We start from the raw sequence: 24,576 nt of genomic DNA on the forward strand, positions 1-24,576 counted from the left end.
CGTATCATGGGCCTTCGTTGTCCTGGTGTCGGTCAGTCCAGATCCCCCCCGCCCCTCCCCGGCGGGGCGTCCGGCCTGCTCCCGGGCGCCCCGCCCCGCGCTCACCGGACCACGAGCACGCGCGGCCAGCCGATCGACGCGGTGTAGGAGGCGTCGCCGCGGTAGACGACCGTGACGAGCGCTGTCCGGGTCGACGACGGGAGCGTGACCTGCGCGCGCCCGTCGCCGTCGAGCGTCCCGGTCGCCGCACGGCGGCCGTTGACCTGCACCTCGACCGACCCGGTCGGGGCGAGCCCGCCGCCACCGGCGACCGTGACGTGCACGACCTTGGCGTCGGCGCGCCGCACGTCCCAGTCGGTCCCGGCCGTGCTGACCGTCGGGGTCGCGCGCAGCACCCGGTAGCGCACGGCGTCGGACACCGAGCCCGCGACCGCCGCGTCCCCGAGGTAGGCCGCGGTGACCTCGTGCGTGCCGGCGGCGACGTCGGCGGGCAGCGCGACCCGGACGCGGACGTCGCGTGAGGCGGCCCCGGCGGGGAGCTCGGCGGTCGCGACGGCGACGCCGTCGACGCGCACCTCGACGGTCCCCGACGCGCGCCCCTCGGACGCCCCGACCGTCACCGTGGCGGTGCCGGGCCGGCCGTGGACCACGGTCGACGGCGCGACGCGCACCGCCGTCGTGGACGTCGCGCGCTCGGTGAGCCCGACGCCGAGGACGTCCGCGAGCAGTGCCACGGAGTCTCCCGCACGCCCCGTCATGAGCGCGTGCTCGGCGTCGGCGGTCCGTGCCGAGGCGTCGGCCGGCAGCCCGGGCCCCCCGGCGACGACGGCCGACTGCGCGAGGTCGCGCACGAGCGAGACCACGAGTCCGGCGTCCGTGAACCGGTCGCCCCCGCCGTCGAGCGCGGACGCGGCCGTCGCGAGCAGCCGGACCGCCCGCACCACGTCGGCGTCGTCGGTCGAGAGCGAGTCCCCGGCCCAGACGTCCGCGTCGAGCACCGCCTGCACCGCGGTGCGCGCCGGGCTCGAGCTCAGCCCCGCCAGCACCTGCTCGAGCCGGGCGCGCGGTGCGTCCGTCCGCACGCCCCAGCCGTACGCGTAGAGCGGTGCGTACGTCGCGTCGCCGACGTTGACGGGGACCTGGTCGGCGCTCGCCGGCCAGGTCACGGGCAGCCGGCCGGTGAACGGGCGGGCGCCGAACAGCGTGTCGGCGACACCCGCACCCTCGGTCCCCGGCAGCCACGACGCGACGAGCCCGTCGATGGCGTCCAGGCGGTCCGTGACGAGCTGCGGGCGGCCCGCGACGACCAGCACGACGCACGGCATCGCGCCGCACACCGTGTCGATCGCGGCCCGGTCCGCGGCCGGCAGCTCGAGGCTGCGGCCGTTGTTCCCGATGTCCCCGATGCCCTCGGCGTACGGCGGCTCACCGACCACGACCACCCCGACGTCGGAGCTGTCGGTGGGGGCCGACGCGTCCGTGGACCACGTGACCTCCGCCGACGGCGCGACCTCGCGGATGCCCTCGAGGATCGTCGTGCCCGTCGTGGTGTCGCCCGATCCGCCCTGCCACGAGATCGACCAGCCGCCCATCTGGTGGCCGAGGTCGTCGGCGTTCGAGCCGGCGACGTAGACGCGCGCGTCGGGCGCGAGCGGCAGGATCCCGCCGGAGTTCTTCAGCAGCACCTGCGACGCCGCCGCGGCCTCGCGGGCGACGGCCCGGTTCTCCGCCGAGCCGAGGTCGCCCGTGTGCGTGCGGTCCGCGAGCGGCTGCTCGAACAGCCCGAGCGCGACCTTCTGCGCGAGGATCCGGCGTACCGCGTCGTCCACGCGGGACTGCGCGACGGTGCCGTCCGCGACCTTCTCGGTGAGCGCCGTGATGAACGCGCCGTAGTTGTAGGGCGCCATCGCCATGTCGAGGCCGGCGTTCACCGAGCGCGCCACCTTGTCGGCGTACGTGCCGCCGGGCAGCTTGTCGATGCCCTCCCAGTCGCTGATGAGGAACCCGTCGAAGCCGAGCTCGCCCTTGAGCAGGTCGGTGTTGAGCGCGGCGTGCTCGTGCATGCGCAGCGGGCCGTCTCCGGAGTCGACCGCGGAGTACGACGGCATGATCGAGCCGACGCCCGCCTCGAGCGCCGGGACGTACGGGTCGACGTGCTGGCGCCGCAGCTCGCCCGGCGAGCCGACGTGCGTGACGCCCTGGTCGATCGGGTAGCCGCTGCCCGCGAGCGCCGGCTCGTAGCGCGTACCGCCGTCGCCGACCCAGTGCTTCGCGGTGGCGAGCACCTCGGTCGGCCCCGACATGTCCGCCGCGTCCTCGCCCTGGAGCCCGACGACGGCCGCGCGGGCCATCGCCGTCACGAGCGCCGGGTCCTCGCCGAACGACTCGTAGCTGCGGCCCCACCGCTCGTCCCGCGTGACGCACAGGCACGGCGAGAACGTCCACGGGACACCGGTCCCCCGGACCTCGAGCGCCGTGACCTCGCCGGCCCGCCGCACGAGCTCGGGGTCGCGCGCGGCGCCGAGCCCGGAGTTGTGCGGCAGGATCGTCGCGCCGACCACGTTGCTGTGCCCGTGCACGGCGTCGACGCCGTAGACGAGCGGGATCTGCAGCCGGGTCGAGAGCGCCTCGCGCTGGAAGCCGTCGACCATGTCGGCCCAGCCGGACGGCGTGTTGTCGGCCGGCACGGAGCCGCCGCCGGAGAGCAGCGACCCGAGCCCGAGGCTCGCGATCTCGCCGTCGGAGCGCAGCCCGAGCCGCTCGGCCTGGGCCATCTGGCCGACCTTCTCGGCGAGGGTCATGCGCCCCAGGAGGTCCTCGACGCGCTCGGCGGCGGGCCGCGCCGCGTCGAGGTACGGCGCGCCGGTGGCGTTCAGCACGACCCGGGGCGACGACGCGACGTCGGCTCCCTCGGCGGTGAGCGTCACCTCGACCGACCGGGAGTCGTCCTGCCCGGAGGTCGCGAGGGTGCGGACCTCGATCGTCCGCTCGGCGCCCGAGGGCGTCCCGGCCTCGAAGGTCGACGTCCCCGAGAACGGCTCGTAGTGCGTGCCGGCCTCCGCGGTGTCGGCGGAGCCGGCGTTCGCGTGCGTGACGGTCACGGGCTCGGGCAGCGGCTCGCCGTCCGTGGTCGTGAGCCGCAGCGTGACCTGCGCGACCTCGCCGCGGTCGACGAGCACGACGTCCTGCGTCGCGGCGACCGTGGCGGTCGGCACGGGCGCGGGCGAGCCGTAGAGCTCGACGTCGTCGACCGCCCAGCCGACGGGCTGCGCGGTGCCGGGCACCATGGTCACCGCGTAGCCCCACGCCGACGTCAGGTCGAGCGTGCCGTTGCGGGTCGCCTCGTCGCCCGGCTGGTACCCGCCGAGCCGCAGGTCGGTGAAGGGGATCTCGACGAGCTTCCAGCGGCTGCCGTCGGGCGACCAGGTGTCCTTGAACGTCGCGGCCCACCGCTCGGCGTGCTCGCCGTCGGGCCCGCCGTCCTTGACCTCGACCTTGATGTCCGCGCCCGCGGTGGGCGACGCCGGACGGTTGTCCTGCGAGGCGTACCAGAGGAAGCGCAGGCCGCGGAAGCCGCTCCAGTCCTGTGCGGCGGCGAGGTTGTGGCTGTAGCCGCCCCACCCGCCGGACGGGACGAGGTACTCCCCGCCGAGCACGTGGTTGCCCGCGGGGGCGCCGTCGCGGTCCCGCTCGGTCACCGCGAGGCTCACGTCGGAGCCGTCCGAGCCCCAGGTGAAGTGCCCGACGGTGCCGCCGGGCTCCGCGACCGGGACGTCGCCCTCGAAGTCCTGGATGGTCGTGACGCGCTGGTAGAGCGCGACGTCGTCGAACAGCCAGGCGCCCTCGCCGAGGTCGGTCAGCGTGACCGCGAACCCGGTGGAGGCGGCGGGGTCGAAGCGCTCGTCCGACGCCGGGTCACCCTTGACCCGCAGCTGCGCGAACGGCACGGTCACGCGCCGCCAGCCCGCGGTGTCGTCGACGACGGACCGCTCGAACATGCGCCCGCCGCTCTTGAGCTCGTAGCGCAGCGTGCCGCCGTCCCCGGTGCCGCGGAACCAGAACGCGAATCCGTCGTACGCCGACCAGTCGGCGGCGGGGCTCAGGTCGTGCGTGAAGCCGAACCAGTCGCCGGGGGCCGGCGTGGCGCCGACCGTGGCGACGAGCACGTGGTTGCCCTCGCCCGCGCCCTCGCGCTCCTGCTCGACGGTCGTGAGCACGGGTGTGACCGGCGCGCTGCTGCCCCACGTCGTGTACCCGGCGGGCACGCCGTCCTCGACGTCGTCGAGCACCTCGCTCGGGCCGACGTCCGGCAGGTCGCCGTGCGGCGCGATCGTCACGGTGGTGGTCGTCCGGGCGCCGAGCGCGAGGCCGACGGGGTCGCTCAGCGTGAGGTCGACCGTGGTGACGGGGGCGAGCGGGCCGTGGTCGACCGTGGCGACGGTGACCTGCTGCGTCGTCTCCCCCGCGGCGAACGTGAGGACCTCGTCGACGGCGGTGAAGTCCGTCCCGGCGACCGCGGTCCCACCGCCCGAGGTCACGCGCACGCGGGTCTCGCTGCCGGCGGGCGCGTTCAGCACGACGGGGACCGTCGCGGTCGCGCCGGCGGCGACCGTGGCCGACGCGCGTGCGACGACGACGGCGGGCTGCTCGGGAGTGCCGTGCACCTCGACGGCGAAGAGCGAGTAGCCGTACCAGTGCGGCCCGGCGGGGTCCCACGTGAACGGCACGCGCTCGAGCATCTGCACGCGCAGGTGCCGTGCGTCGACGGGCTCGGCGAGCACGATCTCGTCGACGCCGCCGTCGCTCGCGGGCTCCGTGTGCACCGTCGACCAGCTCGCGGGGTCCGCGGGGTCGCCCGTCGCCGCCTGGATCTCGTAGGACGCCGCGTGCGCGGCCTCCCAGCGCAGCGTCAGGCCGTCGACCGCCGCCGGTCCGCCGAGGTCGACCGCGAGCCACGCGGTGAACGGCACGTCCTCGTCTGGGCCGTTGCCGCTCGCCCAGCGGGTCGCCGGGTCGCCGTCGACCGCGTGCGCGGCCGGGAACGAGCCGTCGGTGTCGTCCTGCGACTGCGAGGCCGTCGCGGTCCCGGCGATCGCGAGGTCGTCCCCCGCGGCGTGCGCGGGCCCGGCGGTCGCGAGCAGGACCAGGGGGGCCACGAGCGCGAGAGCCGCCGCCGCGGCGGTCGTGCGGCCGGCCGACCGCCCGCCCCCGGGGCGCAGGATCGGGCCCGGACGCTGGCGTCGGGGCGGGACGAGGGCAAGGGTCGGACGCGTCACCTGTCACTCCTTCGTGAGGTCGGCCTGCTCAGGGAACCATTTGCACTTACTGCCGGGTAAGTGACGGAGGTCACGATCGGGTCACGATGCCCTGGTCATCCGTCCAGCTCGCCGGCCCGCGCGCGGCGCCCTCGACATGCCGTGCGCGGCCGTCCGACCTAGCCTCGAAGGCACCGACCAGCCCCTCCCGGAGGTCATCCCATGGACGTCACACCCCTGCCCCTCGCCGTCGTGACCGGCGGGTCGAGCGGCATCGGCCTCGAGCTCGTGCGCGAGTTCGCGGAGAACGGCTTCGAGGTGCTCAGCTGCGCCGAGGACGACACCGACCTGCAGATCGCCACCCAGACCCTCGTCGCTGACGGTCACCCGGTGCGCTCGCTCACCGCCGACCTCGCGACCCCGGAGGGCGTCGAGCGCCTCGTCGCGGAGATCGGCGGCCGGCCCGTCGACGCGCTCGCGCTCAACGCCGGCGTCGCCAACGGCGGCCCCTTCCTCGAGACCCCGCTCGAGGACGACCTGCGGGTCATCTCGCTCGACGTCGTCTCGGTGGTCCACCTGGCCAAGCGGCTGCTCCCGCGCATGGTCGACCGCGGCGCGGGCCGGGTCCTCGTCACGTCGTCGGTCGCCGCCCGCATGCCCGGGCCGTACTACGCGACGTACGCCGCGTCGAAGGCGTTCGTGCAGAGCTTCACCGAGGCGGTCCGCTACGAGCTCAAGGACACCGGCGTCACGATCACCGCGCTGCTGCCCGGGCCGACGGACACCGACTTCTTCGAGGCCTCGCACATGGAGGACACCCGCGTCGCCGAGCAGAAGAAGGACGACCCGGCGAAGGTCGCGCGCGAGGGCTTCGAGGCCCTCATGGCGGGCAAGGACCAGGTCTCGACGCGCTCGCTCAAGACCAGGATGCAGACCGCGATGGGCGCGATCCTGCCCGACACCGCCAAGGCGGCGGTGCACGCGAAGATGACCGAGCCGCACCACAGCGACCAGGAGGCGTGAGCATGACGACCGACGAGACCACCCCCACGAACGAGACCAGCGCCGACGAGACCCCCACCGGCGTGACCCCGGGCGCCGGTGCGGCCGACGACGCGCCCGGCGTGGGCAGCCCGGAGAAGGACCCGCAGGACTGGGTCACGGGTGACGAGCCGATGACCGGCCCGCAGGGCAGCTACCTGTCGACCCTCGCGCGCGAGGCCGGCGAGGAGGTGCCCGACGACCTCACGAAGGCCGGCGCCTCCGAGCTCATCGACGAGCTGCAGTCGCGCACGGGGCGCAGATCGGGCCAGGGCGCCTGACCCGCAGCACCACCACCGCCGGCCGGCCGCCCCGGAGGGTCGACCACCGGCGAGCACGGACCTCGGGCTCGTGCGTCACGCGGAGTCGCGGCGCACGAGCCCGACCACGTCGGAGCCCGGCCGCCGCGGCGCCGCCCTGCCCTCGAGCCCGTGCACGATCGTCTGAGCGATGTGCTCGGCGATCGCCCGGTGGTCGGTCGTGACCGTCGTGAGCGGCGGGTCGGCGACCGCCGCACCGGGGATGTCGTCGAACCCGATGACGGCGAGGTCGCCCGGTACCGCGAGCCCCGAGCGCCGCACGCCCGTGAGCAGTGCGAGCGCGACGTCGTCGTTGTAGGCGCACACCGCGGTCACGCCCGCGCCCCGCCAGGTCGCGACGGCGTCCTTCGCGGCGTCGATGTCGAGCGGGACCGTCAGCACGACCGGGTCGTCGAGCCCGAGGTCGGCGCACGCCGCACGCACGCCCGCGAGCCGCGGCTCCGCGAAGCCCGCGACGCGCGGGTCGGCCGGGAAGGCGTACCCGAGCCGGCGGTGACCGGCCGCGGCGAGGTGCTCGGCCTGCAGCCGCCCGGCGCGCTGCTGCGGGATCTCGAGCGCGCCGCGCCGACCTCGCGCTCCCCCGCCGCCGCCCCCGGCGAGCAGCGCGACCGTGACCTGGATGCCCTCGGCCCGCATCGCCGCGAGGTCCTCCTCGTCGGCGTCCTCGAACAGGACGACGGCGGCCGGGCTCACCGCCCGCCACGCGTCGGCGAGCGTGCGTGACGACCCCGCGCTCGGGTGCGCGAGCAGCGTGAGGCCCTGCGCGGCGAGCGCCGCGGAGAGGTGCTCGAGCGACGCGCCGACGGCGGGCCCGATGGGCCAGTTCGGCAGCAGGCAGAGCACCGTGTCGGACCGTCCGCGCTGGAGGGTGCGGGCCGCCGCGGACGGCGCGTACTCGAGCCGCGCGACCGCGTCGAGCACGCGCCGGCGGGTCTCCTCGGGGATCTTCTGGTGCGGGGTGTCGTTCAGGACGTAGCTCACGGTCGTCCGCGAGACGCCCGCCTCGCGGGCGACGTCGGCGCTCGTGACGCGACGGGTCCGGACGGTGACCATGACGCCTCCCTTGTGCTGCCCGAGGGCCCTGCCACGGTCCGCGGGTGCTCGCAGGCCGGAGAACGAGCCGCTGAACTGGCCTGTTGCCAAAACGACATTCCGCACCCTACCGTACTGACACGCGCAAGTGACACGTGTCAGTGCCACGAATCAGCCCGTTTTTCCGCACCCGCCCGCCGGAGACGAACATGAGCAGCGGAACGCCAGTCCAGCCCTACAGCCCCCCGACACCGACACCCGGCGGCACCCAGCCGTCCACCGGCACGGAGGTGTCCGCGTCGATCGTCACGTCCGGGATCCCCGGCCACGAGAGACCCGTCCCCACCTCCGAGCACGCGCCGCCGACCGAGCCCGTCCGCGCGCCGTTCGTCCTCGGCTTCGCCTTCGCCCAGCTCGCGCTGTTCATCGCGCTGCTCGGCCCCGTCATGGTGAGCATGGCCATCAAGGTCATCCGCGTCGTCGGGCCCGAGAACGCCACCACCGCGCAGGGCCTCATCCTCGGCGTCGGCGCGTTCGCCGCGCTGCTCGCCAACCCGATCTTCGGGAGGCTGTCCGACCGCACCATGTCGCGCTTCGGCCGGCGTCGACCCTGGATGGTCGGCGGCAGCCTCGCGCTCGCCGCGTGCCTCCTGCTCATCTCGCTCGCCGACAACGTGCCCACGCTCGTCGTCGGCTGGTTCCTCGCGCAGCTCGCCGCCAACGCGTGCTTCGCGGCCTACCTCGCGACCATCGCCGACCAGGTCCCGACGTCGCAGACCGCGCGCATCAGCGCGCTCGCCGGCGTCATGCAGAACGTCGGCATCCTCGCGTCGATCTACGTCGCCGGCCTGTTCACGAACGCGATGGTCCCGCTGTTCATGGTCCCCGCCGCGATCGGCGTCCTCGGCATGGCGGTGTTCTCCCTCGTCCTGAAGGACAAGCCGCTGACGCGGCGCCCGCCTGCGATGAACCTCAAGGCCTGGGCGCACACGTTCTGGATCGACCCCCGCAAGCACCCCGACTTCGCGTGGGCCTGGTGGTCGCGTTTCCTGCTGACCCTCGGCAGCTTCCTGTTCTCGACGTTCCGGTTCTTCTGGATGAAGGACAACCTGGGACTCACCGACAAGCAGGCGACCGACACCATCTTCACCGGCGTGCTCATCTACACCGTCGTGCTCGTCGTCGTCGGGCAGCTCGCCGGGATCGTGTCCGACCGGATCGCCCGGCGCAAGGTCTTCGTGTTCGCCTCGACCGCGCTGTTCGCCGTGGGTCTGGGCATGCTCACGCAGGTCACGACCGTCGGCGGGTTCTACCTCGTCGAGGTGCTCCTCGGTGCCGCGTTCGGCATCTACATGGGCGTCGACCTCGCCCTCGTCATCGAGGTGCTCCCGAACCCGGACGACGCCGCGAAGGACCTCGGCGTCTTCAACATCGCCAACGCCGGCCCCCAGTCGGTCGCCCCGTTCCTCGGCGCCCTGCTCATCGGTGGGGCCGCACTCGACTACGACCGGCTCTACATCGTCGCCGCGTTGCTCGTCTTCGTCGGCGCGCTCGCCATCATCCCCGTCAAGAAGGTGAAGTGAGGACCATGTCCCCCGTCTCCACGCAGACCGACGTGCGCACGCTCGTCCAGTCCCTCGACCTGCCCACCAAGGTGCGCCTCCTCACGGGCGCCACGGCGTTCACGCTCGCTCCCGAGGAGTCGATCGGGCTCGGTGAGCTGCGCCTGTCCGACGGACCGACCGGCGTGCGCGGCCTGAAGTTCACCGGCGGCCGCAAGGTCGCCCTGTTCCCCAACGCGACGCTGCTCGCCTCCGCCTGGGACCCCGAGACGACCCGCGAGGTCGGCCGGATGCTCGCCGAGGAGGCCCTCGCTCAGGAGATCCATGTCGTGCTCGGCCCGACGATCAACCTGCACCGCTCGGTCCTCAACGGGCGCGTCTTCGAGGCATACTCCGAGGACCCCCTGCTGACCGGCCGCCTCGCGGCCTCCTACGTCGACGGCCTGCAGTCGCTGCACGTCGGGGCGTGCCTCAAGCACCTCGTGGCCAACGAGTCCGAGACGCAGCGCAACACGATGAACAGCGTGGTCGACGAGGCCACGCTGCGTGAGCTCTACCTGCTGCCGTTCGAGATCGCGACGCAGGAGGCGGACCCCTGGTCGATGATGGCCGCCTACAACGACGTCAACGGCGTCGCGGCGACCGAGCAGGACCACGTCATCAACGAGGTCGTCAAGGGCGAGTGGGGCTACACCGGGCTCGTGATGTCCGACTGGTTCGCCACGAAGACCGCCGGACCGGCGGCCAACGGCGGTCTCGACCTCGTGATGCCCGGCCCGGACGGACCCTGGGGCGACGCGCTCGTCGCCGCGGTCCGCTCGGGCGAGGTCGACGAGGCCGTGGTCGACGACCACCTCGCGCGGCTCCTCGTGCTCGCGGACCGCGTCGGGGCGCTCGGCGCGCTCCGCTCGTACCCGGACGACCTGCCCGCGCCCGACAGCGCCGTGCGCCGCGAGCAGCTCACGCGCCTCGCCGCGCAGGGCATGACGGTGCTGACGAACCGGGGCTCCGCCCTGCCGCTCGGACGCGGCACGTCCGTCGCGCTGATCGGGCGCCACGCGCTCGAGACGATCGACATGGGTGGCGGCTCGGCGCAGGTCAACCCGCCGTACCAGGTCAGCGTCGCCGAGGGCCTGACCGCCCTGCTCGGTGACGCGGTCACGGTCGTCGACGGCGTCGAGGTCCGCGAGCGCTCGGTCGGCGCGCGGCCGGAGTTCGTGACCGACCCCGTCACCGGCGAGCCGGGCGTGCACGTGACGCTCCTCGCGCAGGACGGCACCGTGCTCGACGAGCGCCACTCGGACACGGCGACGACGATGGTCGGCTTCGACGACGACCTGCCGCAGGCCGTGCACACCGTGCGGTTCCGGGCGCGGCTCTCCCAGGCCGGGGCGGCCGAGGTGGGGGTCATGGGTGTCGGCGACTGGGTGCTCACGGTCGGCGACCGGACCCTGCGGCACACGCTGCGCGCCGGCGGCGGGTTCGCCGAGGAGATGCTCGCGCCGCCCGCCGCGACCGAGGTGCTCGACGTGGACACCGGTGCGGTGATCGACGGGGAGGTCATGCTGCGCCCGCCCGCCGCGACGGACGTGCTCGACGTCGCCGCGGGCACGACGGTCGAGGCGGACGCGTCGCCGATGGCGGGGGTCGGTCTGTTCGGGCTCGTCGCACGTCCGGCTCCGCGCCCGTCGGCCGACGTGATCGCCGACGCCGTGGCCGCCGCCCGGGTCGCCCACGTCGCGGTCGTCGTCGTGGGCCTGACCGAGGAGCGCGAGACCGAGTCGGTCGACAAGTCGACGCTCGCGCTGCCCGGCGACCAGGACGCGCTCGTGAGCGCGGTCGCCGCCGCCGCCCGCCGCACGGTGGTCGTCGTCAACGCCGCGACGCCGGTGCTCATGCCGTGGCTCGACGAGGTCGACGCGGTGCTGTGGGCGGGGCTGCCCGGTCAGGAGGGCGGCCACGCGGTCGCCGCGGCGCTGCTCGGTGACATCGAGCCCGCGGGCCGGCTCGTGACGACGTTCCCGGCCGCGGACGGCGCCGCCCCGGCATGGTCGGTGACTCCGGCGGACGGCGACCTCGAGTACACCGAGGGCACGTTCGTCGGGTACCGCGGCCACCACGCGGGCCACGCGCCGGAGCCGGCGTTCTGGCTCGGGCACGGCCTCGGGTACGCGACGTGGGACTACACGGACGTGACGGTCGACGAGTCCGGGCCCGCGCCGCGCGTGCACGCGACCGCGACCAACACGGGGACGCGGCCGAGCCGCGAGGTCGTGCAGGTCTACCTCGACCCGCAGGTCGCCGACCAGCCCGTGCGGCTCGTCGGCTGGGCTGCCGCGAGCGCCGCGCCGGGCGAGTCGGTGCGCGTCGAGGTCGCGACCGACGCGCGGCTGTGGCGCCGCTGGGACGCGGCCACGGGCTCCTGGGGCCGGCTCCCCGAGGGCGGGCGGCTGCTCGTCGCGCGCGGCCTCGGCGACGTCCGCGCGGAGGTGGCTCTGACCGGGCGCTGAGCCCACCGCCGTTGCTCGTGCAGAAGGGCCACCACGCACCCCCGCGTGGTGGCCCTTCCGGCTCGGGTCTCCCGCGTCCGGGGTGGACGGCCCGCCGGGCCGCCGTCGTCAGCCGGCGACGCGGACGCGGCCGTCGGGGTCCACCGCGACGTCGAACGTCCGCAGGTCCTGCGGCTCCTTGCCCGCGGCGTCGAGGCACGCGCCCGTGCGCAGGTCCCACACCTGCTTGTACATGGGCGAGGTCAGCGTCGCCGCGTCGCCGGCAGAGCCGACGATCCCGCGCGAGAGCACGTTGGCGGCGGAGAACGGGTCGCGCTGCTGCACCGCGACGACCTCGTCGCCCTGGAGCCGGAACACCGCGACCTGCTGCTCGCCGACGAGCGCCGCGGCGCCGCGCTCGGGGAGCAGGTCCTCGACGCGGCAGACGGTGGTCCAGCCGCTCATGAGCGCACCTCCAGCGTGCGGGCGACGACGGGGTTGCGGTCGGCGACGCCGTCGCCGGGGCGTGCTGGGCGCACCTGCCCGCGCACCGGGGAGTACGCGAGGTCGGGGTCCGGGGTGTCCGGCGCGTTGACGAAGGACACGAACCGGCGGAGCTTCTCCGGGTCGTCGAGCGTCGCTCGCCACTCGTCGGTGTACTGCGCGACGTGCTCGGCCATGACGGCGTCGAGCTCGGCGCCGAGGCCGCGCGCGTCGTCGACGACGACGCGGCGCAGCTCGGCGAGCCCGCCCGGGTACTCGGCGACCCACGGGGCGGTGCGCTGCACGCGGTCCGCGGACCGGATGTAGTGCGCGAGGAACCGGTCGATGACCTGGATCAGCCGGTCGTCGTCGAGGTCCTCCGCGAGGAGCTCGGCGTGCCGCGGCGTGAAGCCGCCGTTGCCGCCGACGTACACGTTCCAGCCCTTCTCGGTCGCGATGACGCCGACGTCCTTGCCGCGTGCCTCGGCGCACTCGCGTGCGCACCCCGAGACGCCCACCTTGAACTTGTGCGGCGAGCGCAGCCCGCGGTACCGCAGCTCGAGGCGCACGGCCATGCTCGCGGAGTCCTGCACCCCGAACCGGCACCACGCCTGCCCGACGCACGACTTCACCGCGCGCAGCGACTTGCCGTACGCCTGGCCGGACTCGAAGCCGGCGTCGACGAGCCGGCGCCAGATCGCGGGCAGCTGGTCGATGCGCGCGCCGAACATGGCGATCCGCTGCGCGCCCGTGATGCGCGTCGCGAGCCCGAACTCGGCGGCGACCTGCCCGAGCACCACGAGCTTCTCCGGGGTGATCTCCCCGCCGGGCACGCGCGGCACGACCGAGTAGGTGCCGTCCTTCTGCATGTTCGCGAGCACGTGGTCGTTGGTGTCCTGCAGCGCCGCGTGCTCGCGCTCGAGCACGTGGCCGGCGTTCGTCGAGGACAGCATCGAGGCGACCGCGGGCTTGCACACCGCGCAGCCGCGGCCGGTGCCGTGCGCCTCGACGACCTGCGTGAACGTGCGCAGGCCGTCGCGGCGGACGAGCGCGAACAGCTCGGCGCGCGGCATCGCGAAGTGCTCGCACATCGCGTCCGACACGGTGACGCCTTCGCTCGCGAGCGTGGCGTTCACGAGCTTGGTCAGGAGCGGGACGCACGAGCCGCAGACCGTCCCGGCGCGCGTGCACGTCTTGACCTCGCCCACGCTCGTGCAGCCGTGCTCGGTGACCGCGGCCCGCACGGTGCCCGCCGAGACGTTGGAGCACGAGCAGACCACGACGTCGTCGGGCAGGTCCGTGCCCGGGGCCGGCGCGCCGCCCTCGGGCGCGAGGAACGCCGACGGGTCGGCGCCGAGCGGGCGGCCGAGCATCGGGCGCAGCGAGGAGTACAGCGACGTGTCGCCGACGAAGACCCCACCGAGCAGGGTGCGGGCGTCGTCCGACACGACGAGCTTGCGGTACGTCCGCGCGACCGGGTCGGCGAACATGACCTCCAGCGCGCCGGGGGTCAGCGCGAACACGTCCCCGAAGCTCGCCGCGTCGACCCCGACGCCCTTGAGCTTCGTGCCGTCCGCCGCGGGCCGGTAGGTCGCGGACCCGCCGAGCAGCCCGTCGACGACGACGTCGGCCATCGCGTTGCCGGGAGCCACGAGTCCGGTGCACTCGCCCTCGAACGACGCGCACTCCCCCACGGCCCAGATCGACGGGTCGGAGGTCCGGCAGGTCGGGCCGACGACGACGCCGCCGCGCTCGCCGATCGCGAGCCCGGACTCCCGGGCCAGCCGGTCGCGCGGGCGCACACCCGTCGAGAACACCACGACGTCGGCAGCGACCGACGAGCCGTCGGACAGGTCCATCGTCGCGACTGCGCCGTCGCCCGCGGCACCGAGCCGCGTCGCTCCGGTCGACGTGCGCACGTCCATGCCGAGCCCGGTGACCAGGACGCGCAGGGCCTCCCCGCCACCGTCGTCGAGCTGGACGTTCATCAGCCGGTCGGCGAACTCGACGACCGTCGCGCTCGTGCCGAGCGTCTGCAGCGCCGCCGCGGCCTCGAGCCCGAGCACCCCGCCGCCGACGACCGCACCGGCGAGCGGCCGGCCGAGCTCCCCGGTGCGCCGGGCGACCCAGTCGCGCAGCGCCTCGACGTCCGCGAGCGTGCGGTACGTGAACACCCCCGGCAGGTCGGTGCCCTCGGTGCGCGGGGTCCACGCCCACGAGCCGGTCGCGAGCACGAGCTGGTCGTACGCCTCGACGCGTCCCGAGCGGGTCGTCACGGTGCGCGCGTCCCGGTCGATGCTGCGCACCGGGTCGCCGGTGCGCAGCTGCACCCGCGGGTCCAGCCACGGCGACCCGGGCAGGGTCAGCGCGCCGGCGTCCCGGCCGGTAAAAAACTCCGAGAGGTGCACACGGTCGTACGGTGCGACGTCCTCCTCGCCGAGCACCGTCAGCTGCCACGCGCCCTCGGACGAGCGGGCGACGAGCTGCTCGGCGAGGTGGTGGGCGACCATGCCGGCGCCGACGACGAGGACGTGGCCAGGGGATGTCAGGCTCATGATGGGTCTTCCGCTCGGGTGGCGGGTGTGGTGGACCCGCACCGCCCATGCTCCCGGCCGGTCCCGGGGCGGGTCCGGGTCCTTCGGCCCAGGCCGCCTCACAGTGCACGGCGCTGACCTGTGAGAACGCGGTGCACGGCTCCGGCCGGCTCAGGCGGCCAGGAAGCGCCGCAGCGTCTCGGCGTTGCGGACGGCGTGCGCGTGGCCGTCGTTGTTGAAGTACGCGAACACCTCGGTGCCCGCCGACTCCCACTCCCGGATCCGGTCGGCCCACCAGCGCAGGTCGTCGTCGGAGTAGGAGCCCCCGTACAGGTGCTCGTGGTCGGGGCCGTGCAGGCGCACGTACGCGAACGGCGCGGTCACCCGCAGCCGGCACGGCAGGCCCGCGCCGCTCATGACGCAGTAGGCCGCGCCGTGCCGCTCGAGGATGCGCAGCACGTCGTCGTGGTCCCACGACGGGTGCCGGAGCTCGACGCAGACGCGAACCCAGTCCGGGAGCCGGGCCAGGAACCAGTCGAGCCGGGCGTCGTCGCGCGCGTGCAGCGGCGAGGTCTGCACGAGCAGCACCGCCCGCTTGTCCGCGAGCTCGTGCCACCCCGCCGCGATGCGCTCGATCCACACCTCGGGGGCGTAGAGCTTCTTCGCGTGCGTCAGCCCGCGCGGGGCCTTGGCCGTCATGAGGAAGCCGGGCGGCAGCCGCTCGCGCCACCCGGCGAACGTGGCGTCCCGCGGCCAGCGGTAGAAGCTCGCGTTGAGCTCGACGGTCGAGAACCGCCGCACGTAGTACCCGAGCCGGTCGCGGCTCGCGGTCCCCGGCGGGTAGACCTCGCCCTCCCAGTGGCCGTAGCTCCACCCCGAGGTGCCGACGTGCACGGTCATGCGGGCGTGCTCACGGCTCCCCCGGCACGCCGCGACCCGTCACGAACCGCGTCACGAGCCTTCGCGGGCCCGGCGGGACGCGCGGTCGTTGGCCTTCTGGATCGCGTCCACGAGCTCGGCCTTCGTCATCGACGAGCGCCCGGGCACGTCGAGCCGCTTCGCGAGGTCGTACAGGTGCTGCTTGCTCGCGTTCGCGTCGACGCCTCCCGCGGTCGGGCGGTCGGTGCCGGCGCCGCCCTCGGCCTGCGGGTCCGACGGCCCGTTCTCGTCCTTGGGCTCCCAGTGGTCGCCGACCTTCTCGTGCGTGTGCTTGAGCGCCGCGTACGCGGTGCGGTGCGCGCGCTCCTCGTCGCCGTCGTACTCCTCGGCCGCCGAGTCGTAGGTCTTCGTGAACGTGCGCTGCGCCTTCGCGTCGGAGCGCTTGAGCGTCTCGGGGAGCTCGCTCTGCTTCGGCTTGCCCGCGCGGGTCGTCTTCGGCATCGCGGTCTCCTCTCCTCGGGTCCCGGTGCGGGGCCACGTCGCGTGCGTCCGTCTGGTCCCAGCGTGCCGCGAGCGCCGCCGATCCGCGCGGCGGACCGGGCCGGCGCGCTCCCGGGGCCGGCGCGCTCCCGCGAGGCGCCGGGCCGCGTGGGTGGCGGGTGTGACGATGGGTCGATGACCGACGACGTGGGACCGGGCGGGCGGCACGGCGCGTCCGACGGCTCCGCGGACGCGGCCGCCGAGCCGTTCGACCCGCGCACGGTGCTCACCGCCCTGCGCGCCGAGCTCGCCGGCCGGCTCCGCGAGCTCACGGGCTCGTTCGACGAGCTCGTCGCTGCGTCGGCTGACTCGAACGCGGACGACGAGCACGACCCCGAGGGAGCGACCATCGCGTTCGAGCGGTCGCAGCTCGACACGATCGTCCGGCACGTGCGCCACCAGCTCGCCGAGACCGACGCGGCACTCGGACGCGTGGAGGCCGGGACGTACGGGGTGTGCGAGGTCTGCGGGCGGCCCGTCCCGGGGGCCCGGCTCGAGGCGCGACCGGTCGCCCGGACGTGCGTGGGGTGCGCGGCCTGACCGCCGTCAGCTGTCGTGCGGGCGCCGCGGCGGGAGCGGGACGCGGTCGAGGTCGTCGGCTGCCGTGACCTGCGACCCGGGAGCCGCCGCCCGGGCCTGCTCGAGCAGCGGCGCGACGTCGGCGTACCGCGACGAGAAGTGCGTGAGCACCGTGGTCCGGGCGCCGGACCGGGCCGCGAGACCGCCCGCCTGGGCGGCCGTCAGGTGCAGGTACGTCTCGGCGAGCGCCGCCGCCTCCGCCCCGAACGTGCTCTCGACGAGCAGCAGGTCGGCGCCGTCGGCGAGCCGCTCGGCGCCGTCGCACTCCGCGGTGTCCATGACCACGGCGACGCTCTGCCCGCGCCGCGGCACGCTCACGTCCGCGAGCCGCACGCCCCGCAGCTCACCCTCCCGCTGCAGCCGGCCGACGTCCGGCCCGGTGATCCCCGCGGCGGCGAGCCGCTCCGGGACGAGCGAGCGCCCGTCGGGCTCGACGAGCCGGTACCCGAAGGTCTCGATCCGGTGCCGGAGCGCGACCACCTCGAGCCCCTCGGCGACCTCGCCGGGCCCACCGTGCGGGCGCAGCCGCAGGTCGAGACCGGGCGTCGCGAGGCTCACGAGGGCGCGCACCACGTCCTCGCCCGACGCCGGGTAGTGCAGCTCGACGGGACGCTGCACCCCGTCGAGCACCATGCGCGAGAGCACGCCCGGCAGGCCGTAGCAGTGGTCACCGTGCACGTGCGTCAGGCAGATGCGGGTGATCGCCGTGGCCGGGACGCCCGCGTGCGTGAGCTGGCGCTGGGTCCCCTCGCCCGGGTCGAACAGGATGCCGTCCTGGTGCGGGGCGCCGTCCCAGCGCAGCAGGTAACCGTTGTGGTTGCGGGTCCGGGTCGGCACGTTCGAGGACGTGCCGAGGACGACGAGCTCGCGCACGCGTTCCTCCTGCGGTGGGTGTGGTGGGTGCGGCGGGACCGGCGCACGGGTGGGTCGAGGGGTCGGACGGGCGGCGGTCGGGTGCCCGGGCCGCCCGTCGGCGGACGAGGGACCCGGCGCACCTGCGCGCGCCGGGCCCCTCATGATGCTGCGCCGACTCAGCCCTTGACGCAGACGATCGTGCGCAGCCGCGCCACGACCTCGACGAGGTCCGTCTGCGCCGCGATGACGGACTCGAGGTCCTTGTAGGCCCCCGGGATCTCGTCGACCACCCCGGCGTCCTTGCGGCACTCGACGCCCGCGGTCTGGGCCGCGAGGTCCTCGACCGTGAACCGCTTCTTCGCCGCGGTCCGCGACATCCGCCGCCCGGCCCCGTGCGAGGCCGACTCGAACGACGCCGGGTTGCCGAGGCCGCGCACCACGTACGAGCCCGTCCCCATGGACCCGGGGATGAGCCCCATCTCGCCCGAGCCGGCGCGGATCGCGCCCTTGCGGGTCACGATCAGCTCGGCACCGTCGATCTGCTCGGTCTTGACGTAGTTGTGGTGGCAGTTCACACCCTCGTCGAACGTGATGTCCCGCTCCGGGAACGAGTCCCGCACGGCCTGCACGACGAGGGCCATCATCACCGCACGCGAGCGCGCGGCGTACTCCTGCGCCCACCACAGGTCGTTCAGGTACGCGTCCATCTCCGGGGTGCCGGCGAGGAACACCGCGAGCTCACGGTCGACGATCCCCTGGTTGTGCTCGAGCGTCTTGGCGATCGCGACGTGCCGCTCCGCGAGCTCCTTGCCGATGTTGCGCGAGCCGCTGTGCAGCTGGAGCCACACCTGGTCCGACTCGTCGAGGCAGAGCTCGATGAAGTGGTTGCCGCCGCCGAGCGTCCCGAGCTGCTTGCGCGCCCGGGCCTCGAGCTGCTGGACCCTGCGGTGCAGGCCACCGAAGCGGTCCCAGAACGCGTCGGCGCCCCGGAGCCGCTCGCGCCCCGCCGGACCGTTCACCGGGCGGAGCCGGCGCAGGTCGACGGGCTCGTCGTGCGCGTGGAAGCCCACCGGGACGGCCCGCTCGATGCGCGTGCGGATCGCGCGCAGGTCGTCGGGGAGGTCCGCCGCCGTGAGGCTCGTGCGGACGCCGATCATCCCGCAGCCGATGTCGACGCCGACAGCGTTGGGGCTCACGGCGTCGCGCATCGCGATGACGCTGCCGACCGTGGCCCCCTTGCCGAGGTGCACGTCGGGCATCACGCGCAGGCCCTCGACCCACGGCAGCGACGCGATGTTGCGCAGCTGCTGGAGAGCCTGCGGCTCGACCTCGTGCTCGTGGGCCCACATCAGGGTGGGTGCGGCGGTTCCGGCCAGGGCGACCGGGAACGGGCTGGACATCATGACCTCCTGGTGAGAGGCCGACAGTAGGGGCGGGCGCCCGCGGGGTCGACGTCAATATCGTCCGCCGGGGCCGTGCCCCTCGCGCGTCACCCGACCGGCCCCTGCGGAGCCGGGTCCACGGTCTGCCCGTCGTGCATCAGGCCGACGCCCGCCACACCACCTCGGTGTCGAGCAGCGCCCCGCCGGGCTCGACCTCGGCGCCCTCGATCTGCCCGAGCACGATCTCCGCGGCCCGGCGCCCCATGAGCCGCGCCGGCTGGCGCACCGTCGACAGCGCCGGCACGCAGCGCACCGCCCACGCGGAGTCGTCGAACCCGACGACGCCGACGTCGTCCGGGACCGAGCGCCCGGCCTGGCGCAGCGCCTCGAGCACCCCGGCGGCGACCGCGTCCGACGCTGCGAAGATGCCGTCGATCGCGGGCTCGCGGCGCAGCAGCTCGTGCGCCCCCTCGAGCCCGCTCGCGTAGGAGTACAGGGGGTGGTCGACGACGAGCCGGGGGTCGAAGCGCTCGCCCAGCGCGTCGCGGAAGCCGGCGAGCCGGTCGGAGCCCGAGTCGCGGTCGAGCGCGCTCGCGACCATCGCGACCCGCTGCCGCCCGGTCCGCAGCAGCTCCTCGGTGACCGAGCGCGCCGCCGAGCGGTTGTCGATGCCGACGTACGGGATCGCGGGGTGGCCCGGCGGGTGGCCGATGAACACCGCGGGGAGCCCGAGCCGTTCGACGGCACCCGCGATCGTGTCGTGCTGGCGGGCCGAGACGAGCACCGCACCGTCGACGAAGCCGCCCTGCAGGTAGTCCGCGACCCGCTGGCTGTCGCGCTCCGAGTCGAGGACGAGCACGACGAGCTGGAAGTCCGCCTCGGAGACGACCTCGTTGGCGCCGAGCAGGATCGCGCCGATGTTCGGGTCGTCGAGGAACAGCTCGTGCGGCTCGTGCACCACGAAGCCGACGGCCCGCGAGCGCCGCGTCACGAGGTTGCGCGCCGCGGTGTTCTGTACGTACCCGACCTTGGCGATGGCCTTCTCGATGGCCTCGCGTGCGTCCGACGAGACGTACGAGGTGCCGTTGAGCAGGCGCGAGACCGTGCCGCGCGAGACGCCCGCCTCGGCCGCGACGTCGTGGATCGTGGCGCGGCGCCGGCCCGGAGGAGGAGTCATGCGCCGAATGTAACGTCGCGGACCGCCCCGCCCGGCCCGTCCGACGCGTGCGCCGCGACGGCCTCGACCGCGAGCAGCACGGCGTTCTCGGGGGCGAGCAGCGGCGCCGCGACCCCGACCTCGACGAGCAGCCGACCGGGCAGCGTGACCTCGCCCCGCGCGAACCACGGCGGCGGCGCGGCCTGGACCTGGAGCGGCGCCGGGCCGACCGTGCGCACGCGGTACGTGCGGTCCGGGTCGAGGCCCACGAGCCGCACCGGGGCGGGCAGCGCGGCCTCGGCCGAGGCGAGCGCGACGACCGCGTACAGCGCCTCGCCGCCGTCGTGCGCGACGACGCCGTGCACGAGCACGCCCGGGTCCGCGGAGTCGGCGCGCACCACGCGCCCGGAGTGCAGCAGCCCGCGCCGGGCCACGTGCTCGGCGACCCACGCGCGCACGGTCTCGAGCTCCTCGGGGGTCGCCGCCGTGAGGTCCCACTCGATGCCGGCGCTGCCGAACATCGCGGTCGCGGACCGGAAGCCGGTGCTCGCGGTGCGCCCGGTGGTGTGGGCGCGCGGCGCCCCGAGGTGCCCGCCGAGGTACTCGGGCGGCAGGAGCACGCCGGTCCAGCGCTGGATGTGCTGACGCTCGAGCGGGTCGTTGGTGTCGGACGTCCACACCCGGTCGACGCGCTCGAGGATCCCGAGGTCGATGCGGGCCCCGCCCGAGGCGCACGACTCGATCTCGACGCCGGGGAAGCGGGCGCGCAGCTCGTCGAGGAGCCGGTACAGCGCGGTCGTCTGGCGGTGCGCCGAGGCGTGCAGCAGGTCGCGGTTGTGGTCCCACTTGAGGTAGGCGATCGGGTACTCGTCGAGCAGCGCCGCGAGCGCGTCCCGCACGTGCGCGTACGCGCCCGGGTCGCCGAGGTCCAGGGTGCGCTGGTCGCGCCAGGTCGGCAGCGCGTCCCCGCCGACGACCCACTCGGGGTGCGCGCGCGCGAGGTCGGAGTCGGGACTGACCATCTCGGGCTCGACCCAGAGCCCGAGCTCCATGCCACGCGCGTGCACGCGGGTGGCGAGCGGGTGCAGGCCGTCGGGCCACGCGACGGGGTCGACCGTCCAGTCGCCGAGCGCGCGGGTGGCGTCGGTGCGCCCCCGGAACCAGCCGTCGTCGAGCACGAACCGTTCGACGCCGACGTCGGCGGCGAGGTCGACGAGCCGGTCCAGCGTCGCCCGGTCGTGGTCGAAGTAGACGGCCTCCCAGGTGTTGAGCACGACGGGCCTCGCACGCCGGATCGTCGACCAGGACCGGATCCACGGGTGGAACCGGTCGGACAGCCCGTCGAGCCCGGCGTCCGACCAGGCAGCGACGAGCCACGGCGCGGTGTACCGCTCCCCCGGCGCGAGGCGCACCTCGCCGGGCGCGAGCAGCTCGCCGCCGCCGAGCACCGCCGCGCCGAGCGGCTGGCGCTCGGCCCACTGCCGCGTGTCGCCGCTCCACGCGACGTGCGTGGCCCAGACCTCGCCGGACCGGAACCCGAAGCCGGGCGTCCCCGCGACGACGAGGAAGGGGTCGTCGTGGCCGGGTCGGCCGTGCCGTGTCTCGCGCGTCCAGGCGCCGTGGCCGAGCGTCGTGCGCTGCGGGCGCCGCTCGTGCGCCCACAGGCCGGTGAAGTCGAGGACCTCGCGCGCGCGGTCCGGCACGGGCAGTGTCGCGTCGAGCGACCCGACGACGAACGTGCCCGCCCCGCGGTTCTCGAGCGTGTGGCGGACGCGGAGCACGCCGTGCTCGGACAGCTCGACGTCCGTCACGACCGCGAGCCGCCCGCCGGAGCCCGTGAGGTGCACCCGCACCGCACGGTCGCCCACGCGCTCGATCTCGGTCAGCCCGAGCCTCACGGCCGGCTCGCCCGAGCCCGTCCAGAAGCCCTCGACCCCGGGCCGCCCGGTCCAGCCCTGCTCGCGGGTCGGCAGCACCGACACCCGCAGCGGGACGTCGATCGCGCTCGGCGGGACGGCCGGTACGAGCGCTGCGGCCAGCCCCGCGAGCGCCTCGTCGTCGAGCGGCCCGAGGTCACGCCCCCAGTGCAGGACGGCGGGCAGTCCGCCGCCCTGCACCGGGGTGTCGAGCAGCAGGCTGGTGCCCGCCGCACGCAGGTGCACGATCACCCCGTCACTCGGCGACCGGGATCGACTGCGACTCGAGGGTCGAGATCGTCGACTCCTGCGCGGACTCGAGCGCCCCGAGGAGCGTCCCCGAGCCCGAGACGGCGCCCTTGAAGCCGTCCGAGACGTCGGCGTAGACCTGCGTCATCGTCGGGCCCCACGTGAAGCCCGCGGGGACCTGGGTCGAGGCCTCGGCGAAGACGTCGTAGATGGCCTGGCCGCCGTAGAACTCGACGCCCTCCGCGAGCGCGGGGAGCTCGGCGCCGGCCTTGGTCGCCGGGTAGAGGTTCGCGCCCTCGTTGAGCAGCGTGAGCGCCTCGTCGGACGTGTTGAGCCAGAGGGCGAACTTCGTGGCCTCGTAGACGTGCTCCGAGCCCCGGAAGACCGCGGTCGACGACCCGCCCCAGTTGCCGGCGACCTCGTCGCCCGCCTCCCACTGCGGCATCGGCGCGACGGCCCACTTCCCGGCGGTGTCGGGTGCGCCGCTCGCGATCGAGTTGGCGCCCCACACCGCGGAGACCCAGGTCCACGCGGCGCCGGTGTTGTAGGCGTTGTCCCACTCGCTCGTCCACGGCGGGACGCTCGAGACGAGGTCGCGGTCGATGAGGTCCTGCCAGTAGTCGGCGACCTCCGCCGACTCCTCGCCCGCGAGGTCGACCCCCCACGCATCCCCGTCGTTCGTGAACCAGGTCCCCCCGGCCTGCCACACGAGGCCCGCGAACTGATTGACGTCGGACTGCGAGAAGTTGGTGATGTACCCGCCGGCCGCCTTGACCTTCTCGGCTGCGGCGGCGTACTCGGCCCAGGTCGTGGGCACCGCGATGCCGTTCGCCTCGAACAGGTCCTTGCGGTAGAACAGCGCCATCGGTCCGGCGTCCTGCGGGATCGCGTAGGCGTGGCCGTCCTCGCCGAAGCTGACCTGGTCCCACGTCCAGTCGACGAAGTCGCCCTGCGCGGCCATCACGTCGGCGCACGCGCCGAGGTCCGTCAGGCCGTCCTGGACGCGGAAGTTCGGCAGCGCGTCGTACTCGATCTGCCCGAGGTCGGGCGCGTTGCCGGCCTTGAGCTGGTTGAAGAAGTTCTGGTACGTGCCGCCGTTGCCGTTGGGGCCGGTCTGCACGGTCACCTGGATGTCGGGGTTCGCCGCGTTCCAGACGTCGACGACCTCCTCGATCCCGGGGATCCACGTCGTGAACGTGAGCTCGACCGCGCCGTCGGACGGCTCGCACGCGCCGGCGGCGTCGCCACCGGCGGGGGCGTCGTCGGCCGACGACGAGCAGCCGGCGACGAGGAGGGCGACCGCCGTGAGGGTGCCGACGCTGGCAGCCTTCGAGGTGAGACGCATGGTTGTCCTTTTCTGTGGGGGGATGGCTCGGCAGAGGGCTGCCGAACGGGTGGGGGTCGGTCGACGCGTGCTCGTGCCGGGGGTCACTTGACCGAGCCGGCACCCAGCCCGCCGCGCCAGAAGCGCTGCAGCAGCAGGAAGACGAGGATCAGCGGGACGATCGACAGGAGGGCCCCGACGAGCACGTAGCCGCGCAGCTCGGGGATCTGGTTCACCTGGGTGTTCCAGGAGTAGAGGCCGAGCGTCACGGGGAAGACGGCCTCGTCGCGGAGCATGATGAGCGGGAGGAAGAAGTTGTTCCAGATCGCGACGAACTGGAACAAGAACACCGTCACGAGCGCCGGGAACATGAGCCGGACGGAGACCGTGAAGAACGTGCGGACCTCGCTCGACCCGTCGAGGCGCGCGGCCTCGAGCAGCTCGTCGGGCACCGACGCCGTGGCGTAGATCCGGGTCAGGTACACCCCGAACGGGCTCACGAGGCTCGGCAGGAAGACCGCCCAGAACGTGTTGGTGAGGTTGACCTGGCTGAAGATGAGGAACAGCGGGAGCGCGAGCGCGGTCGCGGGGACGAGGACGCCGCCGAGGACGACGTTGAAGAGCGCGTCGCGGCCGCGGAACCGGTACTTGCCGAGCGCGTACCCGCACATCGCCGCGAGCACGGTGCCGAGGAACGCGCCGCCCGCGGTGTAGGCGAGCGAGTTGCCGACCCACCGCACGAAGATCCCGCCGTCGTAGCTCAGCAGCGCGCTGACGTTCTCGACGAGGTTCATGTCGGCGAACCACAGCGGGTTCGTGCTCGTGAACTGCCCGCGGTCCTTGGTCGCCGAGACGAGCAACCACCAGATCGGGACGAGGAAGTAGAGCGTGAAGACGCCCATGACGAGCATCGCGCCGACGCGCGAGAGCACGTTCTCCTGGACGCCCCGCGGGGCAACGGACGCGGGGGTGGTGCGGAC

At 74.4% G+C, this 24,576-nt stretch carries 17 protein-coding genes; 5 read left to right on the forward strand and 12 right to left on the reverse strand.

Translation table 11 applies throughout. The features are described from left to right. Window positions 1-101: 101 nt before the first annotated feature. Complete coding sequence (locus ACWFNE_RS16425; protein WP_452123495.1) at window positions 102-5,276, reverse strand: glycoside hydrolase family 3 N-terminal domain-containing protein; 5,175 nt, start codon at window positions 5,274-5,276, stop codon at window positions 102-104. A gap of 201 nt (window positions 5,277-5,477) precedes the next feature. Here ACWFNE_RS16425 and ACWFNE_RS16430 point away from each other — a divergent pair, with 201 nt between their 5' ends. After that, a complete protein-coding gene (locus ACWFNE_RS16430) occupies window positions 5,478-6,278 on the forward strand; it encodes an SDR family NAD(P)-dependent oxidoreductase (protein ID WP_452123496.1) in 801 nt (266 codons plus the stop codon). 2 nt (window positions 6,279-6,280) lie between these two features. After that, window positions 6,281-6,577 (forward strand): DUF3072 domain-containing protein, encoded by a 297-nt coding sequence (locus ACWFNE_RS16435; RefSeq protein WP_452123497.1) that lies wholly within the window; start codon window positions 6,281-6,283, stop codon window positions 6,575-6,577. A gap of 75 nt (window positions 6,578-6,652) precedes the next feature. Here ACWFNE_RS16435 and ACWFNE_RS16440 read toward each other — a convergent pair whose 3' ends face one another. Beyond that, window positions 6,653-7,669, reverse strand: coding sequence for a LacI family DNA-binding transcriptional regulator (locus ACWFNE_RS16440; protein WP_452123498.1), 1,017 nt, complete (start codon window positions 7,667-7,669; stop codon window positions 6,653-6,655). A gap of 188 nt (window positions 7,670-7,857) precedes the next feature. Between ACWFNE_RS16440 and ACWFNE_RS16445 the strand changes: the two genes are divergently transcribed. Together ACWFNE_RS16445 and ACWFNE_RS16450 are read left to right on the forward strand one after the other, a co-directional pair. Beyond that, on the forward strand, window positions 7,858-9,231 hold the full coding sequence (locus ACWFNE_RS16445; RefSeq protein WP_452123499.1) for an MFS transporter: 1,374 nt from the start codon (window positions 7,858-7,860) through the stop codon (window positions 9,229-9,231). 5 nt (window positions 9,232-9,236) lie between these two features. Then, window positions 9,237-11,720, forward strand: a complete 2,484-nt coding sequence (locus tag ACWFNE_RS16450; RefSeq protein WP_452123638.1) for a glycoside hydrolase family 3 C-terminal domain-containing protein — start codon at window positions 9,237-9,239, stop codon at window positions 11,718-11,720. Window positions 11,721-11,828: 108 nt separating this feature from the next. Here the strand turns inward: ACWFNE_RS16450 and nirD are convergent, their stop codons facing one another. The 4 genes from nirD to ACWFNE_RS16470 form a co-directional block, all read right to left on the reverse strand. Continuing rightward, window positions 11,829-12,164, reverse strand: a complete 336-nt coding sequence (nirD, locus tag ACWFNE_RS16455) for a nitrite reductase small subunit NirD (RefSeq protein WP_452123500.1) — start codon at window positions 12,162-12,164, stop codon at window positions 11,829-11,831. Beyond that, window positions 12,161-14,737, reverse strand: a complete 2,577-nt coding sequence (nirB, locus tag ACWFNE_RS16460; RefSeq protein WP_452123501.1) for a nitrite reductase large subunit NirB — start codon at window positions 14,735-14,737, stop codon at window positions 12,161-12,163. The genes nirD and nirB overlap by 4 nt, the downstream gene beginning before the upstream one ends. A 150-nt stretch (window positions 14,738-14,887) precedes the next feature. Continuing rightward, on the reverse strand, window positions 14,888-15,616 hold the full coding sequence (locus tag ACWFNE_RS16465) for a DUF72 domain-containing protein (RefSeq protein WP_452123502.1): 729 nt from the start codon (window positions 15,614-15,616) through the stop codon (window positions 14,888-14,890). 51 nt (window positions 15,617-15,667) lie between these two features. After that, window positions 15,668-16,096 carry a ChaB family protein gene (locus ACWFNE_RS16470; RefSeq protein WP_452123503.1) on the reverse strand — a complete coding sequence of 143 codons (429 nt, stop codon included), beginning with the start codon at window positions 16,094-16,096 and terminating at the stop codon, window positions 15,668-15,670. Window positions 16,097-16,270: 174 nt separating this feature from the next. Here ACWFNE_RS16470 and ACWFNE_RS16475 point away from each other — a divergent pair, with 174 nt between their 5' ends. Further along, a complete protein-coding gene (locus ACWFNE_RS16475) occupies window positions 16,271-16,675 on the forward strand; it encodes a TraR/DksA family transcriptional regulator (protein WP_452123504.1) in 405 nt (134 codons plus the stop codon). 6 nt (window positions 16,676-16,681) lie between these two features. Here ACWFNE_RS16475 and ACWFNE_RS16480 read toward each other — a convergent pair whose 3' ends face one another. The 6 genes from ACWFNE_RS16480 to ACWFNE_RS16505 form a co-directional block, all read right to left on the reverse strand. After that, on the reverse strand, window positions 16,682-17,587 hold the full coding sequence (locus ACWFNE_RS16480) for a ribonuclease Z (protein WP_452123505.1): 906 nt from the start codon (window positions 17,585-17,587) through the stop codon (window positions 16,682-16,684). 158 nt (window positions 17,588-17,745) lie between these two features. Next, window positions 17,746-18,969, reverse strand: coding sequence for an RtcB family protein (locus tag ACWFNE_RS16485; protein ID WP_452123506.1), 1,224 nt, complete (start codon window positions 18,967-18,969; stop codon window positions 17,746-17,748). Between the two features lie 139 nt (window positions 18,970-19,108). Next, window positions 19,109-20,128: a LacI family DNA-binding transcriptional regulator gene (locus ACWFNE_RS16490; RefSeq protein ID WP_452123507.1), complete on the reverse strand. Its 1,020-nt coding sequence runs from the start codon at window positions 20,126-20,128 to the stop codon at window positions 19,109-19,111. Continuing rightward, on the reverse strand, window positions 20,125-22,275 hold the full coding sequence (locus ACWFNE_RS16495; RefSeq protein WP_452123508.1) for an alpha-galactosidase: 2,151 nt from the start codon (window positions 22,273-22,275) through the stop codon (window positions 20,125-20,127). Before ACWFNE_RS16495 ends, ACWFNE_RS16490 begins: the two co-directional genes overlap by 4 nt. Window positions 22,276-22,279: 4 nt before the next feature. Next, window positions 22,280-23,617 carry an ABC transporter substrate-binding protein gene (locus ACWFNE_RS16500; RefSeq protein WP_452123509.1) on the reverse strand — a complete coding sequence of 446 codons (1,338 nt, stop codon included), beginning with the start codon at window positions 23,615-23,617 and terminating at the stop codon, window positions 22,280-22,282. 83 nt (window positions 23,618-23,700) lie between these two features. Continuing rightward, window positions 23,701-24,507, reverse strand: a complete 807-nt coding sequence (locus ACWFNE_RS16505; protein ID WP_452123639.1) for a carbohydrate ABC transporter permease — start codon at window positions 24,505-24,507, stop codon at window positions 23,701-23,703. Window positions 24,508-24,576 lie beyond the last annotated feature (69 nt).

Source organism: Cellulomonas sp. NPDC055163, from assembly GCF_053607065.1.

Excerpts from the sequence above, each read along its gene's own strand:
- ACWFNE_RS16430 (WP_452123496.1), top strand. The coding sequence starts at position 5,478 with ATGGACGTCACACCCCTGCCCCTCGCCGTCGTGACCGGCGGGTCGAGC.
- ACWFNE_RS16435 (WP_452123497.1), top strand. The coding sequence starts at position 6,281 with ATGACGACCGACGAGACCACCCCCACGAACGAGACCAGCGCCGACGAG.
- ACWFNE_RS16440 (WP_452123498.1), bottom strand. The coding sequence starts at position 7,669 with ATGGTCACCGTCCGGACCCGTCGCGTCACGAGCGCCGACGTCGCCCGC.
- ACWFNE_RS16445 (WP_452123499.1), top strand. The coding sequence starts at position 7,858 with ATGAGCAGCGGAACGCCAGTCCAGCCCTACAGCCCCCCGACACCGACA.
- ACWFNE_RS16450 (WP_452123638.1), top strand. The coding sequence starts at position 9,237 with ATGTCCCCCGTCTCCACGCAGACCGACGTGCGCACGCTCGTCCAGTCC.
- nirD (WP_452123500.1), bottom strand. The coding sequence starts at position 12,164 with ATGAGCGGCTGGACCACCGTCTGCCGCGTCGAGGACCTGCTCCCCGAG.
- nirB (WP_452123501.1), bottom strand. The coding sequence starts at position 14,737 with ATGAGCCTGACATCCCCTGGCCACGTCCTCGTCGTCGGCGCCGGCATG.
- ACWFNE_RS16465 (WP_452123502.1), bottom strand. The coding sequence starts at position 15,616 with ATGACCGTGCACGTCGGCACCTCGGGGTGGAGCTACGGCCACTGGGAG.
- ACWFNE_RS16470 (WP_452123503.1), bottom strand. The coding sequence starts at position 16,096 with ATGCCGAAGACGACCCGCGCGGGCAAGCCGAAGCAGAGCGAGCTCCCC.
- ACWFNE_RS16475 (WP_452123504.1), top strand. The coding sequence starts at position 16,271 with ATGACCGACGACGTGGGACCGGGCGGGCGGCACGGCGCGTCCGACGGC.
- ACWFNE_RS16485 (WP_452123506.1), bottom strand. The coding sequence starts at position 18,969 with ATGTCCAGCCCGTTCCCGGTCGCCCTGGCCGGAACCGCCGCACCCACC.
- ACWFNE_RS16490 (WP_452123507.1), bottom strand. The coding sequence starts at position 20,128 with ATGACTCCTCCTCCGGGCCGGCGCCGCGCCACGATCCACGACGTCGCG.
- ACWFNE_RS16500 (WP_452123509.1), bottom strand. The coding sequence starts at position 23,617 with ATGCGTCTCACCTCGAAGGCTGCCAGCGTCGGCACCCTCACGGCGGTC.
- ACWFNE_RS16505 (WP_452123639.1), bottom strand. The coding sequence starts at position 24,507 with ATGCTCGTCATGGGCGTCTTCACGCTCTACTTCCTCGTCCCGATCTGG.